Origin of the sequence: Hydrogenophaga sp., from assembly GCF_018780385.1 — a bacterium.
In the GTDB taxonomy this organism is placed as follows: Bacteria; Pseudomonadota; Gammaproteobacteria; order Burkholderiales; family Burkholderiaceae_C; genus Hydrogenophaga.
Map to the genome: position 1 here is coordinate 15125 of NZ_JADMJO010000093.1, position 21666 is coordinate 36790.

19 protein-coding genes and 1 other RNA gene are annotated in these 21666 nt (G+C 65.4%); 5 read left to right on the top strand and 15 right to left on the bottom strand.

Annotated elements, in window-relative coordinates; genetic code table 11:
- Positions 1 to 56: 56 nt before the first annotated feature.
- The 11 genes from rsmH to dapF form a co-directional block, all read right to left on the bottom strand.
- Positions 57 to 983 carry a 16S rRNA (cytosine(1402)-N(4))-methyltransferase RsmH gene (rsmH, locus tag IV113_RS21350; RefSeq protein WP_291089347.1) on the bottom strand — a complete coding sequence of 309 codons (927 nt, stop codon included), beginning with the start codon at positions 981 to 983 and terminating at the stop codon, positions 57 to 59.
- A gap of 5 nt (positions 984 to 988) precedes the next feature.
- Entirely contained in the window at positions 989 to 1414 is a 426-nt protein-coding gene (mraZ, locus tag IV113_RS21355) for a division/cell wall cluster transcriptional repressor MraZ (RefSeq protein WP_291089349.1), read from the bottom strand.
- Positions 1415 to 1728: 314 nt separating this feature from the next.
- On the bottom strand, positions 1729 to 3063 hold the full coding sequence (gene hslU / locus IV113_RS21360) for an ATP-dependent protease ATPase subunit HslU (protein WP_291089226.1): 1335 nt from the start codon (positions 3061 to 3063) through the stop codon (positions 1729 to 1731).
- A 91-nt stretch (positions 3064 to 3154) separates the two neighbouring features.
- The gene (hslV, locus tag IV113_RS21365; RefSeq protein ID WP_291089228.1) at positions 3155 to 3703 is read right to left on the bottom strand and encodes an ATP-dependent protease subunit HslV; all 549 of its coding nucleotides are present in this window, start codon (positions 3701 to 3703) and stop codon (positions 3155 to 3157) included.
- Between the two features lie 86 nt (positions 3704 to 3789).
- Positions 3790 to 5634 carry an STAS domain-containing protein gene (locus tag IV113_RS21370; protein WP_291089231.1) on the bottom strand — a complete coding sequence of 615 codons (1845 nt, stop codon included), beginning with the start codon at positions 5632 to 5634 and terminating at the stop codon, positions 3790 to 3792.
- 49 nt (positions 5635 to 5683) lie between these two features.
- A complete protein-coding gene (dksA, locus tag IV113_RS21375) occupies positions 5684 to 6829 on the bottom strand; it encodes an RNA polymerase-binding protein DksA (RefSeq protein ID WP_291089234.1) in 1146 nt (381 codons plus the stop codon).
- A gap of 272 nt (positions 6830 to 7101) precedes the next feature.
- A complete protein-coding gene (locus IV113_RS21380) occupies positions 7102 to 8178 on the bottom strand; it encodes a GTP-binding protein (protein ID WP_291089237.1) in 1077 nt (358 codons plus the stop codon).
- An 89-nt stretch (positions 8179 to 8267) separates the two neighbouring features.
- The gene (locus tag IV113_RS21385; RefSeq protein WP_291089240.1) at positions 8268 to 9452 is read right to left on the bottom strand and encodes a class I SAM-dependent methyltransferase; all 1185 of its coding nucleotides are present in this window, start codon (positions 9450 to 9452) and stop codon (positions 8268 to 8270) included.
- 31 nt (positions 9453 to 9483) lie between these two features.
- Positions 9484 to 10458 carry a tyrosine recombinase XerC gene (locus IV113_RS21390; RefSeq protein ID WP_291089243.1) on the bottom strand — a complete coding sequence of 325 codons (975 nt, stop codon included), beginning with the start codon at positions 10456 to 10458 and terminating at the stop codon, positions 9484 to 9486.
- Between the two features lie 7 nt (positions 10459 to 10465).
- The gene (locus IV113_RS21395) at positions 10466 to 11149 is read right to left on the bottom strand and encodes a DUF484 family protein (RefSeq protein WP_291089247.1); all 684 of its coding nucleotides are present in this window, start codon (positions 11147 to 11149) and stop codon (positions 10466 to 10468) included.
- Between the two features lie 24 nt (positions 11150 to 11173).
- On the bottom strand, positions 11174 to 12049 hold the full coding sequence (gene dapF / locus IV113_RS21400) for a diaminopimelate epimerase (RefSeq protein ID WP_291089249.1): 876 nt from the start codon (positions 12047 to 12049) through the stop codon (positions 11174 to 11176).
- Positions 12050 to 12116: 67 nt separating this feature from the next.
- Between dapF and IV113_RS21405 the strand changes: the two genes are divergently transcribed.
- A complete protein-coding gene (locus IV113_RS21405; protein ID WP_291089252.1) occupies positions 12117 to 13838 on the top strand; it encodes an MBL fold metallo-hydrolase in 1722 nt (573 codons plus the stop codon).
- A gap of 11 nt (positions 13839 to 13849) precedes the next feature.
- Entirely contained in the window at positions 13850 to 14656 is an 807-nt protein-coding gene (locus tag IV113_RS21410; RefSeq protein WP_291089254.1) for a metallophosphoesterase family protein, read from the top strand.
- On the opposite strand, the gene IV113_RS21415 is transcribed toward IV113_RS21410, so the two are convergent.
- Positions 14635 to 15240 (bottom strand): Crp/Fnr family transcriptional regulator, encoded by a 606-nt coding sequence (locus IV113_RS21415; protein WP_291089257.1) that lies wholly within the window; start codon positions 15238 to 15240, stop codon positions 14635 to 14637. The two genes, IV113_RS21410 and IV113_RS21415, sit on opposite strands and share 22 nt — an antisense overlap.
- A 398-nt stretch (positions 15241 to 15638) precedes the next feature.
- Here IV113_RS21415 and IV113_RS21420 point away from each other — a divergent pair, with 398 nt between their 5' ends.
- Positions 15639 to 16316 carry a Crp/Fnr family transcriptional regulator gene (locus IV113_RS21420; RefSeq protein ID WP_291089352.1) on the top strand — a complete coding sequence of 226 codons (678 nt, stop codon included), beginning with the start codon at positions 15639 to 15641 and terminating at the stop codon, positions 16314 to 16316.
- On the opposite strand, the gene rnpB is transcribed toward IV113_RS21420, so the two are convergent.
- From rnpB to IV113_RS21435, 3 genes are all read right to left on the bottom strand, one after another.
- Positions 16311 to 16715, bottom strand: an RNA gene (gene rnpB, locus IV113_RS21425) — RNase P RNA component class A. The genes IV113_RS21420 and rnpB overlap by 6 nt on opposite strands.
- A 21-nt stretch (positions 16716 to 16736) precedes the next feature.
- Positions 16737 to 18092, bottom strand: a complete 1356-nt coding sequence (locus IV113_RS21430) for an MATE family efflux transporter (protein WP_291089259.1) — start codon at positions 18090 to 18092, stop codon at positions 16737 to 16739.
- Between the two features lie 30 nt (positions 18093 to 18122).
- On the bottom strand, positions 18123 to 18713 hold the full coding sequence (locus IV113_RS21435; protein WP_291089262.1) for a DUF2239 family protein: 591 nt from the start codon (positions 18711 to 18713) through the stop codon (positions 18123 to 18125).
- 131 nt (positions 18714 to 18844) lie between these two features.
- Here IV113_RS21435 and IV113_RS21440 point away from each other — a divergent pair, with 131 nt between their 5' ends.
- The gene (locus tag IV113_RS21440) at positions 18845 to 20704 is read left to right on the top strand and encodes an FAD-dependent protein (protein ID WP_291089264.1); all 1860 of its coding nucleotides are present in this window, start codon (positions 18845 to 18847) and stop codon (positions 20702 to 20704) included.
- Positions 20705 to 20780: 76 nt separating this feature from the next.
- Positions 20781 to 21497: a glycine zipper 2TM domain-containing protein gene (locus IV113_RS21445; protein WP_291089267.1), complete on the top strand. Its 717-nt coding sequence runs from the start codon at positions 20781 to 20783 to the stop codon at positions 21495 to 21497.
- Positions 21498 to 21666 lie beyond the last annotated feature (169 nt).

Genomic DNA, 21666 nt, shown 5'->3' on the forward strand with positions numbered 1-21666 from the left:
GACTACGCTGCCCCCCGAGGGGGCGCGAGCTTGCTTGGGGCGGCCCTGCGCTGCGCTCATGCCTGCGCCTCCGTGCGCTCAGCCACTCGCATCACTGCACTGCGGGATCGCGCGTTGGCCTTGACCTCTTCATCCGACGGCATCACACGCTTGAGCCCCCGAAGCGCCATGGGCGCGGGCTCGGCAAACGGCACGCGACGGTCCACCACGGCGCGCGAATGGCGCGCCATGAACTGCTTGACCATGCGGTCTTCGAGCGAGTGGAAGCTGATCACCACCAGATTTCCTCCGGGACGCAACACCTGCAGGCTGGCCTCTAGCGCTTGTTGCAGCTCTTCAAGCTCGGCGTTGATGAAAATCCGAAAAGCCTGAAATGTGCGCGTTGCAGGGTCCTTGCCCGGCTCGCGGGTTTTGACCGCGCCAGCCACGACTTCGGCCAGCTCGCGGGTGGTTCGAAAAGGGCCCCGTTCCTGTCGGCGACGATCAATCGCCTTTGCAACCTGTTGAGCAAACCGTTCTTCGCCATATTCACGGATGACCTCCGACAGGGTGGATACATCGGCCGTTTCCAGCCACTGAGCCACGCTCTGGCCGCGCGTGGTATCCATGCGCATGTCCAGAGGACCATCGTGGCGAAAAGAAAAACCCCTCTCGGGGTCGTCGATCTGCGGCGAACTCACGCCGAGGTCCATGAGCACACCATCCACACTGGTCGCCCCCAGTTCGCCCAGGTGGGAAAAGCCCTCGTGGCGGATGGAAAGGCGTGCATCGCTGGCGGCGAGCGCCTGCGCCGCTTCCACGGCTTGAGGATCCTTGTCGAAGACAGTCAGCCGCCCTTGACGGGACAGCTGCTCGAGAATCAATCGAGAGTGGCCGCCGCGCCCGAAGGTGGCGTCCACATAGTGACCGTCCGGGTTGATCGCCAGTGCTTGCACGGCTTCGTTCAACAGGACGGTGTGGTGAATCCATGTGCCTTGCACCATCACCCTTAGAAAGAGAAGTCCTTGAAGACATCGGGCATGTCGGCCTTCATGGCTTCGGCTTCCTGGGCGGCGTAGACCTGCGCGTCCCACAGTTCGAAATAGGCGCCCATGCCGAGCAGCACCACGTCCTTGCTGATGCCGGCGGCCGCGCGCAGCTCGGGCGAGACAAGCACGCGACCGGTGCCGTCCATCTCCACGTCCATGGCATTGCCCAGGAAGATGCGCTTCCACCACTGGGCCTGCATGGGCAAGGAGGCGATACGTTCGCGGAACTGCTCCCACGCGGTGCGCGGGAAAATCATCAGACAGCCGTGGGGGTGTTTGGTGATGGTGAGCTGACTCGCGCCCGCGCTCAGGACGTCACGGTGCCGGGTTGGCACCGAGAGCCGACCCTTGGCGTCGAGACTGAGAGAAGAAGCACCCTGAAACACCGCGATCAATCCTTGGAAAACACTTTTCACCACTTAAATGCACTTTTTTCCACTTTATCAGGAAAACCAAGGCGTGCAACTCAGCGGAGACAAATTTTTTCCAATGAAATCAACCACTTAGGATCGATTTTGAAGATCGCGACGAGTCAAAACTGCATTAAAAGCAAGCACTTACAACCGGCTTTGCATGTGAAGCTTCAAAACCCTGTCGGGTCCGGGGTCGTCCGAACGGGCCCAGGGATCGGCATGGGCCGACCAACGGCTTGCGTCGGTGGCCGTCGGCGTCAATGGACCGGCGTGCAGCCCCGTGACGGTCAGAGGATGTAGCGCGAGAGGTCTTCGTTGCGGCTGAGCGCGGCCAGGCGCCCGTTCACGTAGGCCGCATCGATGGTGATGGTCTGGCCTTGCAGCTTCGTGGCGTCGAAACTCACCTCATCCAGCAGGTGCTCCATCACGGTGGCCAGGCGGCGCGCGCCAATGTTCTCGGTCCGCTCGTTCACGTCGCAGGCGATCTGTGCCAGCTGACGGATCCCCTCGGGTGAAAACTCGAGCGTGACGCCTTCGGTGGCCAGCAACGCCTGGTACTGGCGCACCAGCGACGCATGGGTCTGCGTGAGAATCGCCTCGAAGTCGTCAACCGAGAGCGACTGCAGTTCGACGCGGATAGGAAAGCGCCCCTGCAGTTCAGGAATCAAATCGCTCGGCTTGCTCAGGTGGAACGCGCCGCTGGCGATGAAGAGAATGTGGTCGGTCTTGATCACGCCGTACTTGGTGGACACGGTCGTGCCTTCCACCAGGGGCAGCAGGTCGCGCTGCACACCCTGACGCGACACCTCGGCACTGCCGGAGTCGTTGCGCGAGGTCACCTTGTCGATCTCGTCAATGAACACGATGCCGTTCTGCTCCGCGTTGTGAAGCGCACGTGTCTTGATCTCGTCGTCGTTGACCAGCTTGCCCGCCTCTTCGTCGATGAGGAGCCTCATCGCCTCTGCGATCTTGAGTTTGCGGGTCTGGCGCTTGCCGGCACCGATCTGACTGAACATGCCGCGCAATTGCTCGGCCATGTCCTCCATACCGGCCGGACCCATGATCTCCATGGTCGGGCGGGGCTCCAGCAAATCGATCTCGATCTCGCGGTCGTTCAAGTCGCCTTCGCGCAGCTTCTTGCGGAAGTTCTGCCGGGCCGTGCTCTCGGGCAGCGGGACCACATTGGTCACTGGCTCGGCACTGCGGGCCGGGGGGATCAGGATGTCGAGAATGCGGTCTTCGGCAGCGTCTTCGGCACGCACGCGCTGCTTGCGCATTTCCACCTCGCGCGTCTGCTTGATCGCGATCTCGGCGAGGTCGCGGATGATGCTGTCCACATCCTTGCCCACGTAGCCCACTTCGGTGAACTTGGTGGCCTCGACCTTGATGAAGGGCGCATCAGCCAAACGCGCCAGGCGGCGCGCAATCTCGGTCTTGCCCACGCCGGTGGGGCCGATCATTAGGATGTTCTTGGGCGTGATCTCGGGGCGCAACTTTTCGTCGACCTGCTGGCGCCGCCAGCGGTTGCGCAGCGCAATGGCCACGGCGCGCTTGGCGCCCTTCTGGCCAATGATGAAACGGTCGAGTTCGGAAACGATTTCCTGAGGGGTCATTGAGGACATGGAACCCCCACGCTCGTCACTGCGTGTACTTCGCTGCCCCCCGAGGGGGCGCGAGCTTGCTTGGGACGGCCCGGCGCTGCGCTCATGGTGTTCATTCCAATGTTTCGATGGTGTGGTTCATGTTGGTGTAAATGCACAATTCACCCGCAATGCCGAGGGAGCGCCGCACGATGTCTTCTGCGCTGAGTTCGGTGTGATCGAGCAGGGCCTTGGCCGCAGCCTGCGCATAGGCGCCACCCGATCCGATGGCCACAATGCCGTGCTCGGGCTCCAGCACATCACCGTTGCCGGTGATGATCAGCGAGGCACTGTGGTCGGCCACGGCGAGCATGGCCTCCAGACGGCGCAGCACGCGGTCGGTGCGCCAGTCGCGCGTGAGTTCGATGGCCGCGCGCACCAAGTGGCCCTGGTGCTTCTCCAGCTTGGCTTCGAAACGCTCGAACAGCGTGAAGGCATCTGCCGTGGCGCCGGCGAAGCCGGCCAGCACCTTGTCGTGGTGCAGCTTGCGCACCTTGCGGGCCGTGCCCTTGACGATGATGTTGCCCAGCGTGACTTGGCCATCCCCACCGATGGCGACCTGCACCCCGGCGGGTGTCTGGCGGCGCACGCAGATGATGGTGGTTCCGTGAAATGATTCCATGGCGTTCAATTGGGGTTGATCGGGAGCCATGCAACAGCACCCGGCATCGTTGTTTGAAACAACGTGTAGGACCCGCTCAGCGCAGATCAGTCGTTGCGGACCACGACCTTGGCGTATTCGGTGATGCCGATCACGTGAAAGAACGCCGACACCAGGCGGTGGGCGTCCACGAACTGCACCAGCCGACGTTCAGCGTGGTGCTGAGACACCCAGTTGAGCAAGGTGCCCGCCGCAGAAAAGTCCACCCGAATCAGGTTGCGACAGGAGATGATCAGCACGTCTGCGCCCATCAGGCGGCGCTCAAGCATGTCCAGTGTGGCTTGCGGGTCGCCCCGGATCTCCCCCGAGAGTTCAACCAGGCCGAGCTGGTTGAACTCGGAGGTCTGACCTTCAAGCACCGATTCGCTCGGATAGGCCGAAGGCACCGACTCCAGCACAGCTTCGCTCAGGACGGACTGCCCCGCGTCTTCGGGCCGATCGGCCGCGATGGACGTGACGTGGCAGCGTGGACGCTCCCAACCCGGTGGTGACACTTCGTAGGTCACGCAAAAATCCAGAGCTGTCAGCTCGAATTCGTCCGGCCGGTTCATGACCCGAAGCACGGCCATGCGCAGTTCCCACCAGAGCTGCTCGACATCCCGCCGACCCGATGGGGTGAAGTGCTTGAGCAGATCGCGGAACACGGCCGAACCCAGAAATCGCAGTTCCACGTCCTGGTCGCCCCAGAGCGTGAAGATGCCGAGCAACGCCCGTGCCGCCTTGAGGTCCATGGACTCCATGGGCGTCCAGTCGAGCACCCAGGGTTGTTTGGCACGCAGCAAGACGTTTTGCAAGGTGCCCACCGCATGGGCATCGAGTTCGGCCTCGCTGACCCAGACCGCCCGGTTGTTGCTGGTCGTGGGCGTGAAGGTCTTGCCGGTCATGGACGACACCGTTTCGGGCATGTCGTACCACTGGGGGGCAGACCGGTTGAAGCGGTTGGCAAAGTCGACCGCGCGGCTCTCGAAGGGAGCCAGCTGACCGGTGGCCCGGTACAGATCGAAGAGGGCGAGCCAGTCGTCGATCTGGTCGACTTTCGAACCGCCTTCACCCAACACCTCCATGAGGCCTTGCTCGGCACCGGCATCATCGCCATTGGCAAACCGGATGGCGGCTTCTTCGACATCCGGATCCTGAACGATTTCCTGCACGTCGAGCGAGAAAAAATGGGATGCGGAAAAACCGCCTCCGCGAGAATTCGAACTGGAGAGTTCGCTGGGCTGTGTCGGCGCCATCAAGCCGGTGCGGGACGGGCTGGCAGGCGTGGTCTTGCCGAACTCCACGATGTCCCTCGCATTGACAGCCGGATTGCGTGTGTCCAGCGGATTGATCGCAGCCAGTGAGGGCGTTGCGTTCGCTGCAACGGGCAGCGGAGCGGGCTCGGTCTCGTCGTACTGCGCCTTGCGCTGACGGGCCACGGCATCTGGCGCAGCGCCCATCACCGGAACGTCTTCCTTGTTCTTGAGCGGCGTGCCCCCCGTGCTGTGCGCACCGGTATTGAGGCTGGATCCGGTGCTGACCAGAGAATCCGGGCCCTTGGTTTTCCACCACTGCATCGACATCTGGGCTTCGATTTCGTCGATCTTCTTCAGCGTCTCGGCGCGATCGTCCGGCTTGGAGGGCAGGCTGCTCTGGAAGAAAGAAGGCCGCATGCCCGGACCCTCGGGGCTCGTGCCCTCGCGGCTGCGAATCTTGCGCAGCATGTCGAACTCGCGCTTGCGCACGAAGTCGTTGCGCCGCTTGCGCTCGATCATCTCCTTGAGCGCGGCCTTGCTGTACTCACTTTCGCGATCGGCCTGACGGGTGTCCAGATCGGCCCAGCTCGTGGTCGGATGACGCACGAACTTCACCACCTTGGAGAGGAAGCCGCCGTTGGAATCGTCCTTGGACATGGGTCAGTGGTTGCCGAAAATGAGTCGGATCGGGATCGATGGAGGTCGTTCAGTCCCCGAACATTTTCTGCTTGAGCTCGCGCCGCTGCTGGGCTTCGAGCGAAAGGCTGGCGGTCGGCCGGGCCATCAGGCGGCCAACGCCGATGGGCTCACCGGTTTCTTCGCAATAACCGTAGTCACCGGAGTCGATGCGCACGATCGCCTGTTCGATCTTCTTGAGCAGCTTGCGCTCGCGGTCACGGGTGCGCAACTCCAGGGCGTGCTCTTCTTCGATGGTGGCGCGGTCTGCTGGATCGGGCACCACCACGGTATCTTCACGCAGATGCTCGGTGGTCTCGCCCGCGTTGGCGAGCATGTCGGCCTTGAGCTGCGACAGCTTGCGGCGGAAATAGGCCAGCTGCAGGTCGCTCATGTATTCGCTGTCAGGCATGGCCTGAACATCCTGATCGGTCAATTGATCGGCAGGCAGGGTTTTCCAGTTGTTGGCCCGCTTGGGGTCCTTCTGGACGGATGAGGGGACGGGAGGGGTCATGACGGCACGTTCGTTCATATGAGAAAAAGTCGCCTTGGCGGCATCGGGTGCATGGGTCGGCACCACCGCAGCCTGGGTCATCTGCTCCATCATGACTTTTTTCGCGGCCCGCTTGCCCAATGGGCGAGGGGTGGGCTCAACAACCACGGGAGCAGACGCCGGGGCGCGCTTGGCGCTGGCAGCTTTGGAGACAGGAGCGGCGGACGCCGCCCGGGGAGCAGAAGAAGTCACGGTGGGGACAGCCGCCTTGGCGGCGGGCTGTGCCTTGGATTTGGCGGTACTCGCCGGAATGGGCTTGACCGCGGGTGTGCGGGAAGGCGTGGGCTTGCTCGCAACAGTGGGCTTGCCCACTGGCTTGGATGCGGCTTTCGCGGGAGGCGAAGCGGTTTTCTTGGACGGCGCGGGTACTTTCGATGGGGCAGGTGCCTTGGCCACTGGTTTGGCCGCGGCTTTCACTGGCAGCTTGGCCGCGGTTTTCATGACGGGCTTGGATGACGCCTTGGTGGCTGCTTTCGCTGGCACCCGGGCAGCCGGCTTCGCGGCGCTCTTGGCTGCGGGCTTGCGCGCCGCAGACACCACGGCCTTGGCCGCCGACGTGCGCCCCTTCGTGGCCGAAGCGGCGGGCTTGGCTGATTTTGCTGACTTGGTAGCCGGGGCTTTCACAACGGGTCTCCTCTCAGTGCCTGACGGTGCTTGATCTGGGTCCGGTGTGCGGGTTTGGCCGCATCAACCTGTGTCGGCGTGGCCGACGGATGCGTGGTTATACCCTTACCGGAACCGAGATTCAGCCGTGGGCGAACACCAGTTATGGAAGACCGCCGGGCCACCGGCATGGGGCGCGATTGTAACGAGATGGCGGCGGCACTCCCGGAATCCGGTCGGATGGGAAAACCCATGCGTTGGAGAAGCGAGACAAACAGCACGGCGCGCCGGCTTCAGACCAGGCTCTGGTCCAGCCCCTGCACCAGGATGTCGCGCGGCAGGTCGATGCCGATGAACACCATCTTGCTGGTGCGCTGCTCGCCCTCGGCCCACGGTGGACCGAGATCGCTGCCCATCAGCTGGTGCACGCCCTGGAAAATCACCTTGCGGTCGGTGCCCTCCATATCGAGCACGCCCTTGTAGCGCAGCATGCGCGGGCCGTACACCTGCACGATGGCGCCCAGGAAGTCCTCGAGCTTGGCGGGGTTGAACGGACGGGTAGCACGGTAGACGAAGCTCTTCACATCGTCGTCATGGTGATGGTGGTGACCCTGCCCTTCGTGGCCATGGTCGTGATCGGGTTGGTGCGAAGGGTGGTCGCAGTGCTCGCCGTGCTCGTGCTCATGGTGTTCGTGACCATGGTCGTGCTCGTCGGTCTTGAGGAAATCGGGGTCGATGTCGAGCTTGGCGTTGAGATTGAAACCCCGCAGGTCGAACACCTCCTTGAGCGCCACTTCGCCGAAATGCACCGGGCGCATGGGTGCGCGCGGATTCATGTGTTTGAGTCGGTGCGTCAGCGCGTCGAGGTCTTCGGCGCTCACCAGGTCGGCCTTGCTGATGAAGATCTGGTCGGCAAAGCCCACCTGGCGGCGCGCTTCCTGGCGGTCATTGAGCTGCTCGGCCGCGTGCTTGGCGTCCACCAGCGTGAGGATGGAGTCCAGCAGGTACTGCTCGGCCACCTCGTCGTCCATGAAGAAGGTCTGAGCCACCGGGCCAGGATCGGCCAGGCCGGTGGTCTCGATCACCACACGATCAAAGTCCAGCTCGCCCTTGCGCTTCTTCTCGGCCAGGTCGTGCAGCGTGGCGCGCAGGTCGTCACGGATGGTGCAGCAGATGCAGCCATTGCTCATCTGGATGATGTTTTCGGTGGTGTCGGCCACCAGAATCTCGTTGTCGATGTTCTCTTCACCGAACTCGTTTTCGATCACCGCGATCTTCTGTCCATGCGCCTCGCTGAGCACGCGTTTGAGCAGCGTGGTTTTGCCCGAGCCGAGGAAACCGGTGAGGATGGTGGCAGGGATGAGGGACATGGCGGGCGCGACGGTGTCGGAGGTGGACAGAAGGTGGGCAATCGAAAGAAGCGCGCAAGTGTATGCGAGCCCTCCAAGGTCTGCACACCCTACTGTTTTTTCATGACGATCAGGCCCTTGAGGTACTCGCCCTCAGGGAAATTCACGGTCATGGGGTGGTCGCTGGCGCCCCCCAGGCGCTGCAGGATGGCACCATCCACACCAGCATCTAGTCCGGCAGAAGCAACGATCTTGTGGAACAGCTCCACCCCGATGCCGCCCGAGCAGGAAAAAGTGAACAGCACGCCGCCGGGTGTGAGCAGTTTGAAGGCCAGGCGGTTGATGTCCTTGTAGGCGCGGGCGGCGCGTTCGGCGTGCGCCACGGTGGGGGCGAGCTTGGGCGGGTCGAGCACGATGGCGTCGAACTGGCGCCCCTCAGTCACGAACTGGCGCAGCGAGGCGTTCACATCGGCGTCCATGAAGGTGGCACGCGCGGCGTCGAAGCCGTTGAGCGCCACATTGGCCGCCGCCTGCTGCAAGGCGGGCGCCGACGAATCGATGGAAGTGACGTGCCCCGCCCCGCCCGCCAGCGCGGCCACGGTGAAACCGCCGGTGTAGCTGTAGCAGTTGAGAACCTGCTCAAAGTTCAGACGGCGGGCGTACTGGCTGCAGGCCAACCGGCTGTCGCGCTGGTCCAGATAGAAGCCGGTCTTGTGGCCCTGGGCGATGTCCAGGCCGAGTTGCCAGCCGTGTTCTCGCACGACCAGCGCGGTGGGGCCGGTGCCGCGCAGCCAACCGGTGACCTCGGGCAGGCCTTCGAGCTTGCGGCTGCTGGTGTCGGAGCGCTCGTACAGGCGCGGACAGCCGGTGAGTTCGATCAAGGCGTCGGCGATCACTGCCTTGTGGCGCTCCACGCCGCAGGCGGTGAACTGGGCCACCAGCGTGTCGCCATAGCGGTCGACGATGAGTCCGGGCACGCCGTCGGACTCGCCGTGCACCAACCGCACACCGTCGCTCTCGATGCCCAGACGCGTGCGCAGCGCAATGGCGCGCGCCAGGGTGGCGCGCAGGAAGTCGGCATCGATGCGTTGGGTTTCGTCAAAACTCCAGGCACGCACGCGGATGCGTGATTCGGGCGAGAAAGCACCCCAGGCGAGAAACTGCCCCTCGGCACTCTCCACGCGCACGGTTTCACCGGCATCGCCACCGCCTTTGGCAATGGCGCCGTCGAACACCCAGGGGTGGCGTCGCAGGAGAGAACGGTCTTTGCCGGGCTTGAGGCGGATGGTTTTCATGCGGGTATTGTCGGCCCCGCCTTCAAGCTCCTCAGCCCTTGGGCGGTTTGCCCTTGGCGTGCGCACGCGGGTGCGCCGCGTCGTACACCTTGGCCAGGTGCTGGAAATCCAGCCGGGTATACACCTGCGTCGTGCTGATGCTGGCGTGGCCCAGCAATTCCTGCACTGCTCGCAAATCGCCGCTGGACTGCAGCACGTGACTGGCGAACGAGTGGCGCAACATGTGCGGATGCACCGGTGTGGCGAGACCCGCCAGGCGCGAGCGCCGCTTGAGGCGCACGCGGATGTGCTGCGGCGTGAGGCGCTGCCCGCGCGAGCCGATGAACAGGGCGGCGTCGGATCCCGCCCAGGTGGCGCGTTGTTCAAGCCAACGCGCCAGCGCCGCCAGAGCGGCCTTGCCCACCGGCACGCTGCGCCGCTTCGAGCCCTTGCCCAGCACGTGCGCTTCGCCGTCCTGCACATCGATCCAGCCGCGGGCGCCCCCGCTGGCCACCACGTCCAGGCCCACGAGCTCGCCAATGCGCAGGCCGCAGCCGTACAGCAGTTCGGTGATACAGGCGTCGCGCGCTTCCAGCGCGGGGTGGTCGGCCTCTTCCACGTGGGAGGCGAGTTGCACCGACTCGTCCACGCCCAGCGCCTTGGGCAGTGGCTTGCCGGCCTTGGGGGCGCGCACGTCCTGCACCGGGTTGTGAGCGATCAGACCTTGTCGTCCGAGCCAGACATAGAAACCGCGCCACCCGGAGAGGATGAGCGCAATGCCGCGCGCGCTGCGCCCGGCGCTGTGCATCTGCGCAATCCAGCGCCGGATGTGCGCGTTCTGGATGTCCTTGAGGCCGACACGGGCCTCTGCGGCGTGTGAGCAAAGCCGCTGCAGATCGAGTGTGTAGAGCACCACCGTGCGCTCGGCCAGGCGCTTTTCCACCTTGACGTGGTTCAGATACGCCTGCACCAGCGCGCCATCGTCACCCGTCGGGGCGTCGATGGCGGCTGGCACAGGCAGGTCCATTGAGAACTTACTCGGGGCGCAGGCGCGAGAGTGCCGCGCTGGTGATCTCGCCGATGCGCTCCAGGAAGTCGGTGCCCATGTCGCTGGCGAAACGCTGTTGGTCAGCCGAGGCCAGCACCAGCAGGCCAAAAGCCTGTGGCGAAATGCCGGCGCGCAGCGGAATGAGCGCGAGCGACACGGCGCTTGAGGGATCGTCCAACCAGCCTGCGGCTTCCAGCCCCGGGTTGGCGCCGCAGTAGGGTCGGGTGAGCGACGAGGCAAAGGCTTTCACGTCATCGCTGGCCCCTTGAGCAAACGGCTGGTCTTCGAACGCCGGTGCCACGCCCCAGACTTTGATGGCGACCTGCGGCACCATGAACTGGTTGGCGATCTCGCGCACCGCCACCACAGGCAGCGCGGCAGGCTCGCGGGTCAGCAGCAGCGCGCGGGTCCAGAGCTGCAGTTTGTCGGCGATGGTGGTGTTTTCGTGACCGTTGCGGATCATCTCGGCCGCCTTGAGCTCCAGCCCCTTGATCTTTTCGCGCAGCATTTCGGCCTGGCGCTCCTGCAGGCTCACCGCGCGGTGTCCGTGCGGGCTGGTGAGCTGCACGGCGGCCAGCAGGCTGGCGTGGCGCTCGAAGAAGTCGGGCGTGTTGGCCAGGTAGTTGGCAATGTCGTCTTCGGTGATGGGTGGGATGCTGTTGGTGTTCATGGGTCTTTGGATTCGGAGCTGGGTTCAGCCGATGTCGGGAATGTCGATCTCGCCTTCGAACACGGTGGTGGCCGGTCCGGTCATGAAGACGGCGTTGTCGTGGCGGCGGCTGTCCTGCCATTCGATGGTGAGCACGCCGCCCTGGGTGTGAACGTGGACGCGTGCATCGAGCAGACCCAGCCGGATGCCGGCCACCACCGCCGCGCAGGCCCCGGTGCCGCAGGCCAGGGTTTCGCCGGCACCGCGCTCGAACACACGCAGCTTCACCTCGGTGCGGCTCACCACCTGCAAAAAGCCGGCGTTGACGCGCTGGGGAAAACGATCATGCCGCTCGATCATGGGCCCCCAAGCCTGCACCGGTGCGCTCTTGACATCGTCCACCATCAGCACCGCGTGCGGGTTGCCCATGGACAACACGGCTACCGGCACATCGCCCGCATAGGGCAGCGCCAGTGGCCAGCGCTCGAAGTTGCCCATTGCCTGGGGTTGCAGGTCGTGGGCCAGGAAGGGCACGCGGTCCAGGGCAAACACCGGCGGCCCCATGTCCACGGTCACCCCACCGTCCTGGTGGGCATGCAGCTCCAGCTCGCCATTGGCGACCTTCACCCGCAGGGGATTGCGCTGGCTCAGGCCCTTGTCGTGCACGAAGCGCACGAAGCAGCGCGCGCCGTTGCCGCAGTGCTCCACCTCGCCGCCATCGGCGTTGTGGATCACGTACTCGAAGTCCAGCTCGGGCTCCATGGAGGCCCGTACGCTGAGGATCTGGTCGGCGCCCACGCCGAAGTGCCGGTCGGCGAGGAAGCGGTATTGGGCCGCGGAGAGGCCCAATCGGCCGCGCGTCTCGTCGAGCACCACGAAGTCGTTGCCCGCGCCCTGCATCTTGGTGAATCGAATGTGCATCGTTCAATTATCGGCGCAGGTCTGCAGCCGAGACCACAAGTACCCTGGCTTCCCGCAAAATGCTTCCATGGTCAGACCCACCCAACTCCTGCATTCACAACGCCCACCCGCACCGCTGCGTGCGGCCGCCACCGTCCTGCTGCTGCGTGACAGCTCCGATCCCACCCACCCGGGCATTGAAGTTTTGATGACACGCCGCTCCCTGACGGCGAGCTTCGCGCCAGGGGCTTACGTGTTTCCGGGCGGTGGCATCGACGCGGCAGATGCCCAGTCGCACGGCATTGCCACGCGCCGCGCCACGCAGAGCGACCTGCACCTCACGCAGGCCATTGCGGCCATCCGCGAGAGTTTTGAAGAGCTGGGGGTGCTGCTGGCCCACCGGGCCGATGGTTCGCCGGTGGACGACAGCGACATCGCCACGCTGGACCGCCAAGCCCCGTTTGCCGCGCAATGCCAGGCCAAGGGTCTCACGCTCGACGGCGCAGGCGTGTTCGTGCTGGCCCACTGGATCACCGACCGCGACCTGCCGCGCCGCTTCGACGTGCCTTTTCTCGTGGCCCGCATGCCCGAGGGTCAGGCTCCCGTGGCCGATGAGGCGGAGCAGTTCGAGGCGGTGTGGGTGCGTGCGGCCGATGCGCTGGCGCGCCACGAGGCCGGCGACTTCTTCATCATCTTTCCCACCATCCGCACGCTGGAGCGCCTGAAGGCCTACGCAACGGTGCAGGACGTGCTGGAGGCGTGCGCCGTGAACGATCAACCGCTTTGGACGAGCTGTCCCAGAGCAGGCATGCTGGCCGGGCGCGAATCTCGCCACATGGAACACGAGCCGCCGTTCGGCGAACTCGCGATGGTGTGCCCAGACGGGCTCATCGCGCACAGCCTGGACTGGCAGCACGAACAGCCCGTGCAGTTGCTCAAAAACGTGCAACGCCTGACCGCGCCCAACCCCGGCTTCATGACCGGTCCGGGCACCAACAGCTACGTGGTGGGTGACCCCGCCAGTGGCCACATCGTGATCGATCCGGGCCCGGACGATCCGGCTCACATCGAGCGGCTGTGGCGCGCCGCGGGTGGCCGCATCCAGGCGATTGTTTGCACCCACTCGCATCCCGACCATTCGCCGGGGGCACCCAGGCTGCAAGCCCTGTGTGTGTCCGCCGGGTTGGAACGGCCGCCCATCCTGGGACTGCCCAGTCAGCCGACCGCACGCGAAAACAGCCGCTTCGTGCCCGAACGCTCGCTGGCCGATGGCGAACAACTCGTGTTGCTCGGCCCGTCGGGCGAATCGACCATCGCCCACACGCTGGAAGTGGTGCACACCCCCGGCCATGCGGCCAACCACCTGTGCCTGCTGCTGGTCGAAGACGGCCTGCTGTTCACCGGCGATCACATCCTCAACGGCAGCACCACGGTGATCGACCCGCCCGACGGCAGCATGGGTGCCTACCTCGATTCACTCGACAAGCTGGCCGAGCGTTGCCGGACGCATGGGGTTGAGTTCATCCTGCCCGCGCACGGCTACGTGCTGGGGGATCTGCGGGCCAGCGCCGAGAACACCAGCGCACCGGCCGAGGGTGGCGCGCTGGTGGCCATTGCGCATCTCAAGGCCCACCGGCTGCAGCGCGAAGCCAAGGTGGCGCGCGCGTTGCAAAAGGCACCCGAAGGTACGCCCGACGACTGGGTGAGGCTGGCCTACGACGACGTGCCCGAGCGGCTCTGGCCGGTGGCCAAACGCTCCCTGATGGCGCATGTGGAGCGCCTGCAAAGCTTGAGTGGCTTCAATCTGTAGAGGCCGAACGAATGAAGATCGCGATCCTCTCCGACGTCCACGGGAATTTCTCGGCTCTTGAAGCCGTGATCGCCGACATGGACCGGCGCGGCGGCGTGGACGAGGTGATCAACCTGGGCAACATGGTCAGCGGGCCTTTGATGCCCTTGCAGACCGCGCACTTCCTGATGCGGCAGAACTGGCTGCAGATTGCCGGCAACCACGATCCCCAGGTGCTGCATGAGACCACGGGCGTGCGCAGCGCATCAGACGCTTTTGCCGCCGGTGAGCTCGACGATCCGTCCCGGTGGTGGCTCACCTCGCTGAATGACTCTCTGGATGCACGCCTGCACACGGGCGAACTGTGGGCGGATCGTCTGGGCGGAGATGTGGCGGTGTGCCATGGCACCCCCCGCAGCCCGGTTGAATACCTGCTTGAGACAGCTGAAGGAGAGGGCATCCGTCTGGCGCTGGCGCCAGAGATTGCCGAGCGGCTGGGTGAACACGTGCCCGACAACATCCGGCTGCTGGCCTGCGGTCACAGCCACATCCAGCGAGCCTTGCGCCTGCCGGGCGGCATGCTGGTCGTGAACCCGGGTGCCGTGGGCATGCCCGCCTACGATGTCAGCCGCGCTCACCCGCTTTCCAATTACCACCGGGTCGAAAACGGCAGTCCCGATGCACGGTATGCGATCGCAGAGACCCTGGACGGCCAATGGCAGGTCGACCTGATCTCGGTGCCCTACGATTTCGAATCCACCGCTCAGCTCGCGATCAAAAACGGCCGGCCCGATTGGGCCCACGCCCTGCGCACAGGCTACATGCCACGCTTGCTCTGAGACAGAGCGTGGCAGTCGCACGCCTGCGCCTGCAGCACCGCGCGGTCCAGGAGCCGCAACCGACCTGGCTCGCATGCCAGCGCCCCCAGGCGGACCAACTGCTCTGCCGCGCCAGCCAGCGCATCGAGCGGCGCATCGAGTTGCGCCGTCAGGTCGCTCAAGTCGATGGCCAGCGCATCGTCGGGCAGGCGGTTGAAGGCCATCAGCAACCAGCGGCACAGGCGCTGTTCAACGCTGTGGGTCCGTTGGCACAGGGCCGTTTGCGACATCTGGTCCGTGAGCGCCTGCAGGTAGCCGAGCACTGCCTGGGTCACCCGTACCGAATCGGGTCCGTGGGCTGTCAAGGCGCTGACGGGCAGTGTCCAGGCAGCGCCGGGGTGCAGCACCACCGCCCGGCCGGATTCGAAAAAATCGCCCATGAATGCCGCCAAACCCAACATGCCATCGTTGCCGACCAAGGCCACCGACACATCGCCTCCACCCGGCATGGGCTGCATCAAGGCGACGAGCGCCGTCGTGGGGAAATACACGTGGGCGGTTGCGGTGCCAGGCGCATGCACCTCGTGTCCGGCCGGCAGGTTCACCCACTGAAGATGTTCACTCCAGGGCACTTGGCCATCACCGGACAGCGCGGCAAGTATCCGGTTGGAAGGGTGATCTTCTGACAATGTCGGAACTCCCGCCCGGAGGCGATCGAGGGTGCGTGGCCGGCAGTTCCGGGGGGTGCGCCAGTGTAGGTGCAAAGACGATTCAATATGTTCGATATCGAACACATCCACCCCGAACGAACCGGAAATGCTTTCCCCTCCAACTGGAACGTCGGTGCGCACCGGCTTTCGAAAGCCACGACAAGATTGGCGTTTGGGGGCCCCTGCCCCGTACACTTGCCTGTAACAGACCTTCGCTCGCCCCGGCCATTCCGCCATGGACCTCTCGTCGCAGTGTCGTTCTTCGACCATCCTCGGGAGCCCCATTGACCCTGATGCACAACGGCCTCGTGGCCCAGTTGTCCAATGACGACCAGCGCTTGCTTGAGAGCCGCTGCAAGCCCGTGGAGCTGGGCACAGGCGACATCCTGGCGGCCCCCCACCAGCCCAACGGACACATTCACTTCCTGACCAGTGCCAGCGTGGCGCTGGTGGTTCGCCACACCGACGGCAGTGGCTTGGCCGTGGGGCTGACAGGCCAGGAAGGCGCCGTGGGCCTGCAGCATGCGCTGGGGCTCGGCGCGGGCAACCTGACACTGCATGTCCAGCGCGGCGGCACGGCTTTTCGCGCCGAGGGCGAGGCCCTGCGGCGGCTGGTGGCGCGACGCGGCAGCATGCTGCGGGTGTTCGCCATCTACATGTGGGTGTTCTCGCAGGAAGTGGCGTCCATGGCCGCTGCATCCCAGTCGCACGACATCAAGGCACGGCTTGCGAACTGGATCCTGCTGAGCCACGCCCGCAACGGACAAACGGATCTCTACCTGACCCACGCGCATCTGGCCGACATGCTGGGCGTGCGCCGTGCGGGCGTGACGCTGGCCGCCGTCGAACTCAAGGAGATGGGTCTGGTGGATTACCAGCGAGGGCGCATCCACATCCTCGATATGGATGGGCTGCGCGCCGTGGCCAAGCGACCCGCCTTGAACAATGGCCTGCCGCAAGCAAAAGTGTGAAGCGCGCCGTTACGCCGGATTCTGTGCATCCGGAACCCTCTTGCGAAGGCCCGGATGTGACCGCCATTCATCTGGGCCGGGGGTTGCCCACCCGGCTCGGTGCTACCTACCCGCCAGCTCTCCTCGCGGAACCACGAGGATCGTCAACACGGCGAACCATGTCGCCTCAGGCTGGCCTATTTGGTATTGCTGCGCGTAGAGATTGCCCGTTTCACCCGAACTGAATCGGCTCGTCTCTGTTGCTCTGATCCTCACCTTAGGGCCCGTCGAGCGAACTCGCCGGGCTTGTCGGTGGAGAGGTGTTACCTCCTACGCTGTCCTGTGCAGTCCGGACGTTCCTCCAGCACCCCCTTTCGGGTCCTCTTGCGAGGCAGTGCCAGCGACGGCCTGGCGCGCTTCACCGGGCGATTATCCCCCGCCTCAGACAAGCCGCTCGATCTTGCGGTGGCGCCAGACCAGCCGGTAGTAGGCGGTCTGCAGCGCCAGCATGGCGATGTAGGCGATGGGGAAGGCCACCCACACGCCGGGCAGGCCCAGATGTGCATCGAGCACATAAGCCGCCGGCAGCTGGATGCCGAGGATGCAGAAGACGGAGATCGCCATCGGCACCAGCACCACGCCGCTGGCGCGCATGAGACCGCCCACCACCGCCTGGAAACCGAACACCAGGATGCTCCACAACATGATGTGCAACAACTGCTCGGCCTGCACGCGCACCTCGGGCTGCGTCAGGAACAGGCCCAGCAGGCGGTGCGAGAGCGCGTAACCCAGCAGCACCAGGGCGCCGGTGAGCGCGGCATTGAGCCACAGGCCGGTGCGCAGGATCGCACCCAGGCGGTCAACGCGGCCCGCGCCGATGGATTGCGCCGCGAGGATGGAGGCGGTGATCGCGATCGAGAGCGCGGGGAACTGCACGTAGTTCACGATCTGCGTGACCGCGCCATACGCGGCCGTGGCCTGCGAACCGTGGCCGTTCACCAGCGCCAGGATCACGAGCTCGGACAGCGAGATCACCACCATCTGCAGGCCGGTCGGCAGGCCGATGCGCATCACCTTGGCCAGGATGGCGCGGTCCAGCCGCAGCGCGTGCAGCAGTTCGCGGTCAAAGGCCAGCACATGTTTACGGCGGCCCAGCCGCCAGACCAGGAAACCCAGCGCCGCCGCGTAGGACACCAGCCCCGCGTAGGCCGCGCTCTGGATGCCCAGGCGCGGCAGGCCGAGCCAGCCCTGGATCAGCGCCGGCGTGAGCACCAGGCCGAGCGCGGTGGACAGCAGCAGGGCCACCAGCGGCGAGACCGTGTCGCTCACGCCGCGCAGCAGCTGCGTGAACAGGATGAACACCAGCAGCAGAGGCATGATGAGCAGCATCACGCGCGCATACGCCACCGCGTCGTCGATCACGTCCACGGGGGTGCCCAGCGCCTGCATCGCTGGCCGTGCGAACACCACGCCCAGCACGGCGGCCACGAGGCCGATCAAGGCGCCCAGCATCAGCGCCGTGCCCGCGATGGCTTTGACCTTGTGCGGCTCGCGCGCGCCCCAGGCCTGGCCGATCAGCACCGAAGCGCCTGCGCCGATGCCGATCACCAGCGAGATGAAGAAGAAGACGATGGGGAACATGCCCGAGACCGCCGCCAGCGCGTGGGTGCCCAGCATCTGGCCGATGTAGATGCCGTTGAGCGTGCCCGACAGTCCTTGCAGGATGTTGGACAGCACCATGGGCACGAGGAACACGAGGTAGACGCGCCAGAGCGGGCCTTGGGGAGCGTTGGGCATACGGATTCCGTGGAAAGAAGAAGCGAAGGGTCAGGCAGATGGTGGGGCGGCTTCGGGCGCGAAGGCGTCCCGTGCCAGCCAGGCCAGGTGGGCCTGCACATCCGGTGGCCAACCGGCGATGCAGCGCGCGAACGCGTCGGCGTCGTGCGCAAACAGCGCGCGCGAGGCTTCCTCGAAGCCCGCGAAGCCGCCCGCGATGGCGCTCATGAAACGGTAGGTGCGCTCCTTGGCCTGACGCCAGCCATCGCGCCCGGCGTGGCTGCGGCGGGCTTCCTCGACCAGGCGCCGCAAGGCCGCCGACGCACCGCCGGGCTGCTGCGCCAGCCACTCCCAGTGGCGCGGCAACAGCGTCACCTCGCGCGCCACCACGCCCATGCGCGGCCGGCCCACCTGAGGCGCGGCGGCCGGGGCCGCGCGGGTGGCTGCCGCTGCGGGCGCGGAGGGATGGCCCGCAGGCCAAGGGTGATCGACCAACGCGCCGGTAGCGTCGTCGAACACCAGCAGGCCACCGGCCGAGAGGTCGAGCGCGGCCAGCGCCCGTGCCACCTCGTCGTAAGTGCCGAAAGCCACACGCCGGGCACCCAGAAACGCGGTGCAGGCAGGGGAAGATGGAGAAGACATGTGGCGCATTTTACCCGGATTTAATAGTTTTACCCGGGTTATTTAAATCCACCACCGTTCGCCCCCGCCGCGCATTGACGACAATACGCGGGCTCCGTCTTCTGCTTGATCAACACAAGCCCCCACGACACATGATCCGCCTCTCCGAACTCAAACTTCCCTTGGCCGAGGTGCCGGCCGAACACCGCCGTGCCGCCGACGCGCCCACCGAAACGGACATCGACCGGCAACCGCCGCCGCATCCGGTTGACGCCCTCACCCGCCTCGCGGCGGCGGCTCTGGGCATCGAGCCTCGGCAGATCGCCCACTTGCACGTCTTCAAGCGCAGCTTTGACGCGCGCAAGGCCGATCTGCTCGCGGTCTACATCGTCGACGTCACATTGGCCGACCCGACACACGAAGCCGACCTGCTCGCGCAGCACGCCGGCAAGCCGCACACCCAGCCCACGCCCGACATGGCCTGGCACCCACCCGGCCATGCCCCGACCGACTGGCCCGCCGACGAGCGAGAGCGCCCGGTGGTGGTGGGGCTGGGTCCGTGCGGCCTGTTCACCGCACTGGCGCTGGCGCAGATGGGTTTCAAGCCCATCGTGCTCGAGCGCGGCAAGCCGGTGCGCGAGCGCACCAAGGACACCTGGGGCCTGTGGCGCAAACACGTTCTCAACCCCGAGAGCAACGTGCAATACGGCGAGGGCGGTGCGGGCCTGTTCTCCGACGGCAAGCTCTACAGCCAGATCAAGGACCCGCGCTTCCTCGGCCGCAAGGTCATGCAGGAGTTTGTCGATGCAGGCGCACCGGCTGAAATCCTCTACACCGCGCACCCGCACATCGGCACCTTCAAGCTGGTGCGTGTGGTGGAGGCCATGCGCGAGAAGATCACCGCGCTCGGCGGCGAGATCCGCTTTCAGCACCTGGTGTGTGGCCTCACCCTCTCCAGCGAAGGTGGCGAGCAACGCATCGCATCGCTGAAGGTGCGACGACTGGACGTCGGAGACACCATCGACATGCCGGTGCAGCGCGTGGTGTTCGCGCTGGGCCACAGTTCGCGCGACACCTTCGCGCAGCTGTGGGACGCGGGCGTTTTCATGGAAGCCAAACCGTTCTCCATCGGCTTTCGCATCGAGCACCCGCAGGGCGTGATCGACCGTGCGCGCTGGGGCCGCCACACCGGTCACCCGCTGCTGGGCGCGGCCGACTACAAGCTGGTGCACCACGCGAAGAACGGCCGCGCGGTCTACAGCTTCTGCATGTGCCCGGGCGGCACCGTGGTGGCCGCCACCTGCGAGCCCGGCCGCGTGGTCACCAACGGCATGAGCCAGTACTCGCGCAACGAGCGCAACGCCAACGCCGGTCTGGTGGTGGGCATCGAGCCAGCCGATTTCCCACAAACCTTCCCGCGCGATGCGCCGCTGTGGACTGCAGCCTTCGGCGAATCGGACGGCCCGCGCTACGCCACACAGGCCGCACAACTCGCCGCCACGGGCCAGAACCATCCGTTGGCGGGCATCGTGCTGCAGCGCGAACTCGAAGCCCGCGCTTACCAGCTCGGTGGCGGCACTTACGAGGCACCAGGGCAACTGGTGGGGGATTTTCTGGCGCAGCGCCCGTCCAGCGCACTGGGCGAGGTGGTGCCTTCGTACCAGCCGGGCGTGAAGCTGGGCGATCTGGCGCCGGCCCTGCCCGCCTACGCCATTGAAGCCATGCGCGAAGCGCTGCCGGTGTTCGGCCGCAAACTCAAGGGCTACGACATGGCCGACGCTGTGCTCACCGGCGTGGAGACCCGCACCTCCGCACCCCTGCGCATCACCCGCGGCGACGACTTTCAGAGTCTGAACACACGCGGGCTGTACCCGGCCGGTGAAGGCGCTGGCTACGCGGGGGGCATCCTTTCTGCAGGGGTCGACGGTTTGAAAGTCGCCGAAGCGCTGGTGCTGGATCTGCTCCGGGACGCGACCACGTCAACAATCGCTGCAGAACTTCCGGCGTTGTGACGATTCTTTACACACGGTGCATCATGGGTTGACAGCGCCGGAGCACACTTCAAGCTACCCTCATCAGGAGTTGTCCATGAAGACCCCAGCCCTCATTCCCTTCGCGGCCGGCCTGCTTGCCCTGGCCGGTAGCGGCGTGGCGCACGCGCAGGAAGAACAAGGCCGCGTGATCAGCAGCACGCCAGTGGTGCAACAGGTGGCCGTGCCGCGCGAAGTGTGCAGCGACGAGCGCGTGACCTACCAAGGGCAACCATCGGGCGCGGGCGCCCTGCTCGGTGGCATCGCTGGCGGTGCCGCGGGCAACGCCATCGGCAACGGCAGCGGCCGCGCCGCCGCCACGGTGATCGGCCTCATCGGCGGAGCCATGATCGGCAACCGCGTTGAAGGCCCTGGCCAGCCCTACACCGAAACCTATCGGCAGTGCGGCACGCAGACGTTTTACGAAAACCGCACTGTGGCCTACAACGTGGTCTATGAATACGCCGGGCGCCAGTACAACGTGCAGACGCCCCAAGACCCGGGCCGCTACATTCGCCTGAACGTGTCACCGGTGGATGTGCTGCCACCGCCCGTCTACAACAACGCACCCGTGTACCAGCCGCAGGTCGAGTACTACCCACAAAACACCCGCATCACCATCGGCACGCAGTACTACCCGCGTTACCAGGTCTCACCGGGCGTGATCTACATCAATGGCATCCGCTCTGGTCACCACCGCCATGACGACCGCCGCTACAGGGACGGTCATCGCGATGGTCATCGAGGCAACGACGGCTGGGACCGCAACCGCTGATTCCAGTGCACACCAACAAAAAAGCGACCAGAAGGTCGCTTTTTTTTCGTGTCGGAGACCGTGCTCTGACCCAGGGACACCGAGGAACCGGCTTTGCCGGGCCTCAGGTGTCGCCCCCCTCAGGGGGGTGGCGCCGAAGGCGACGCGGGGGGCAACCCAACCTGTGGGG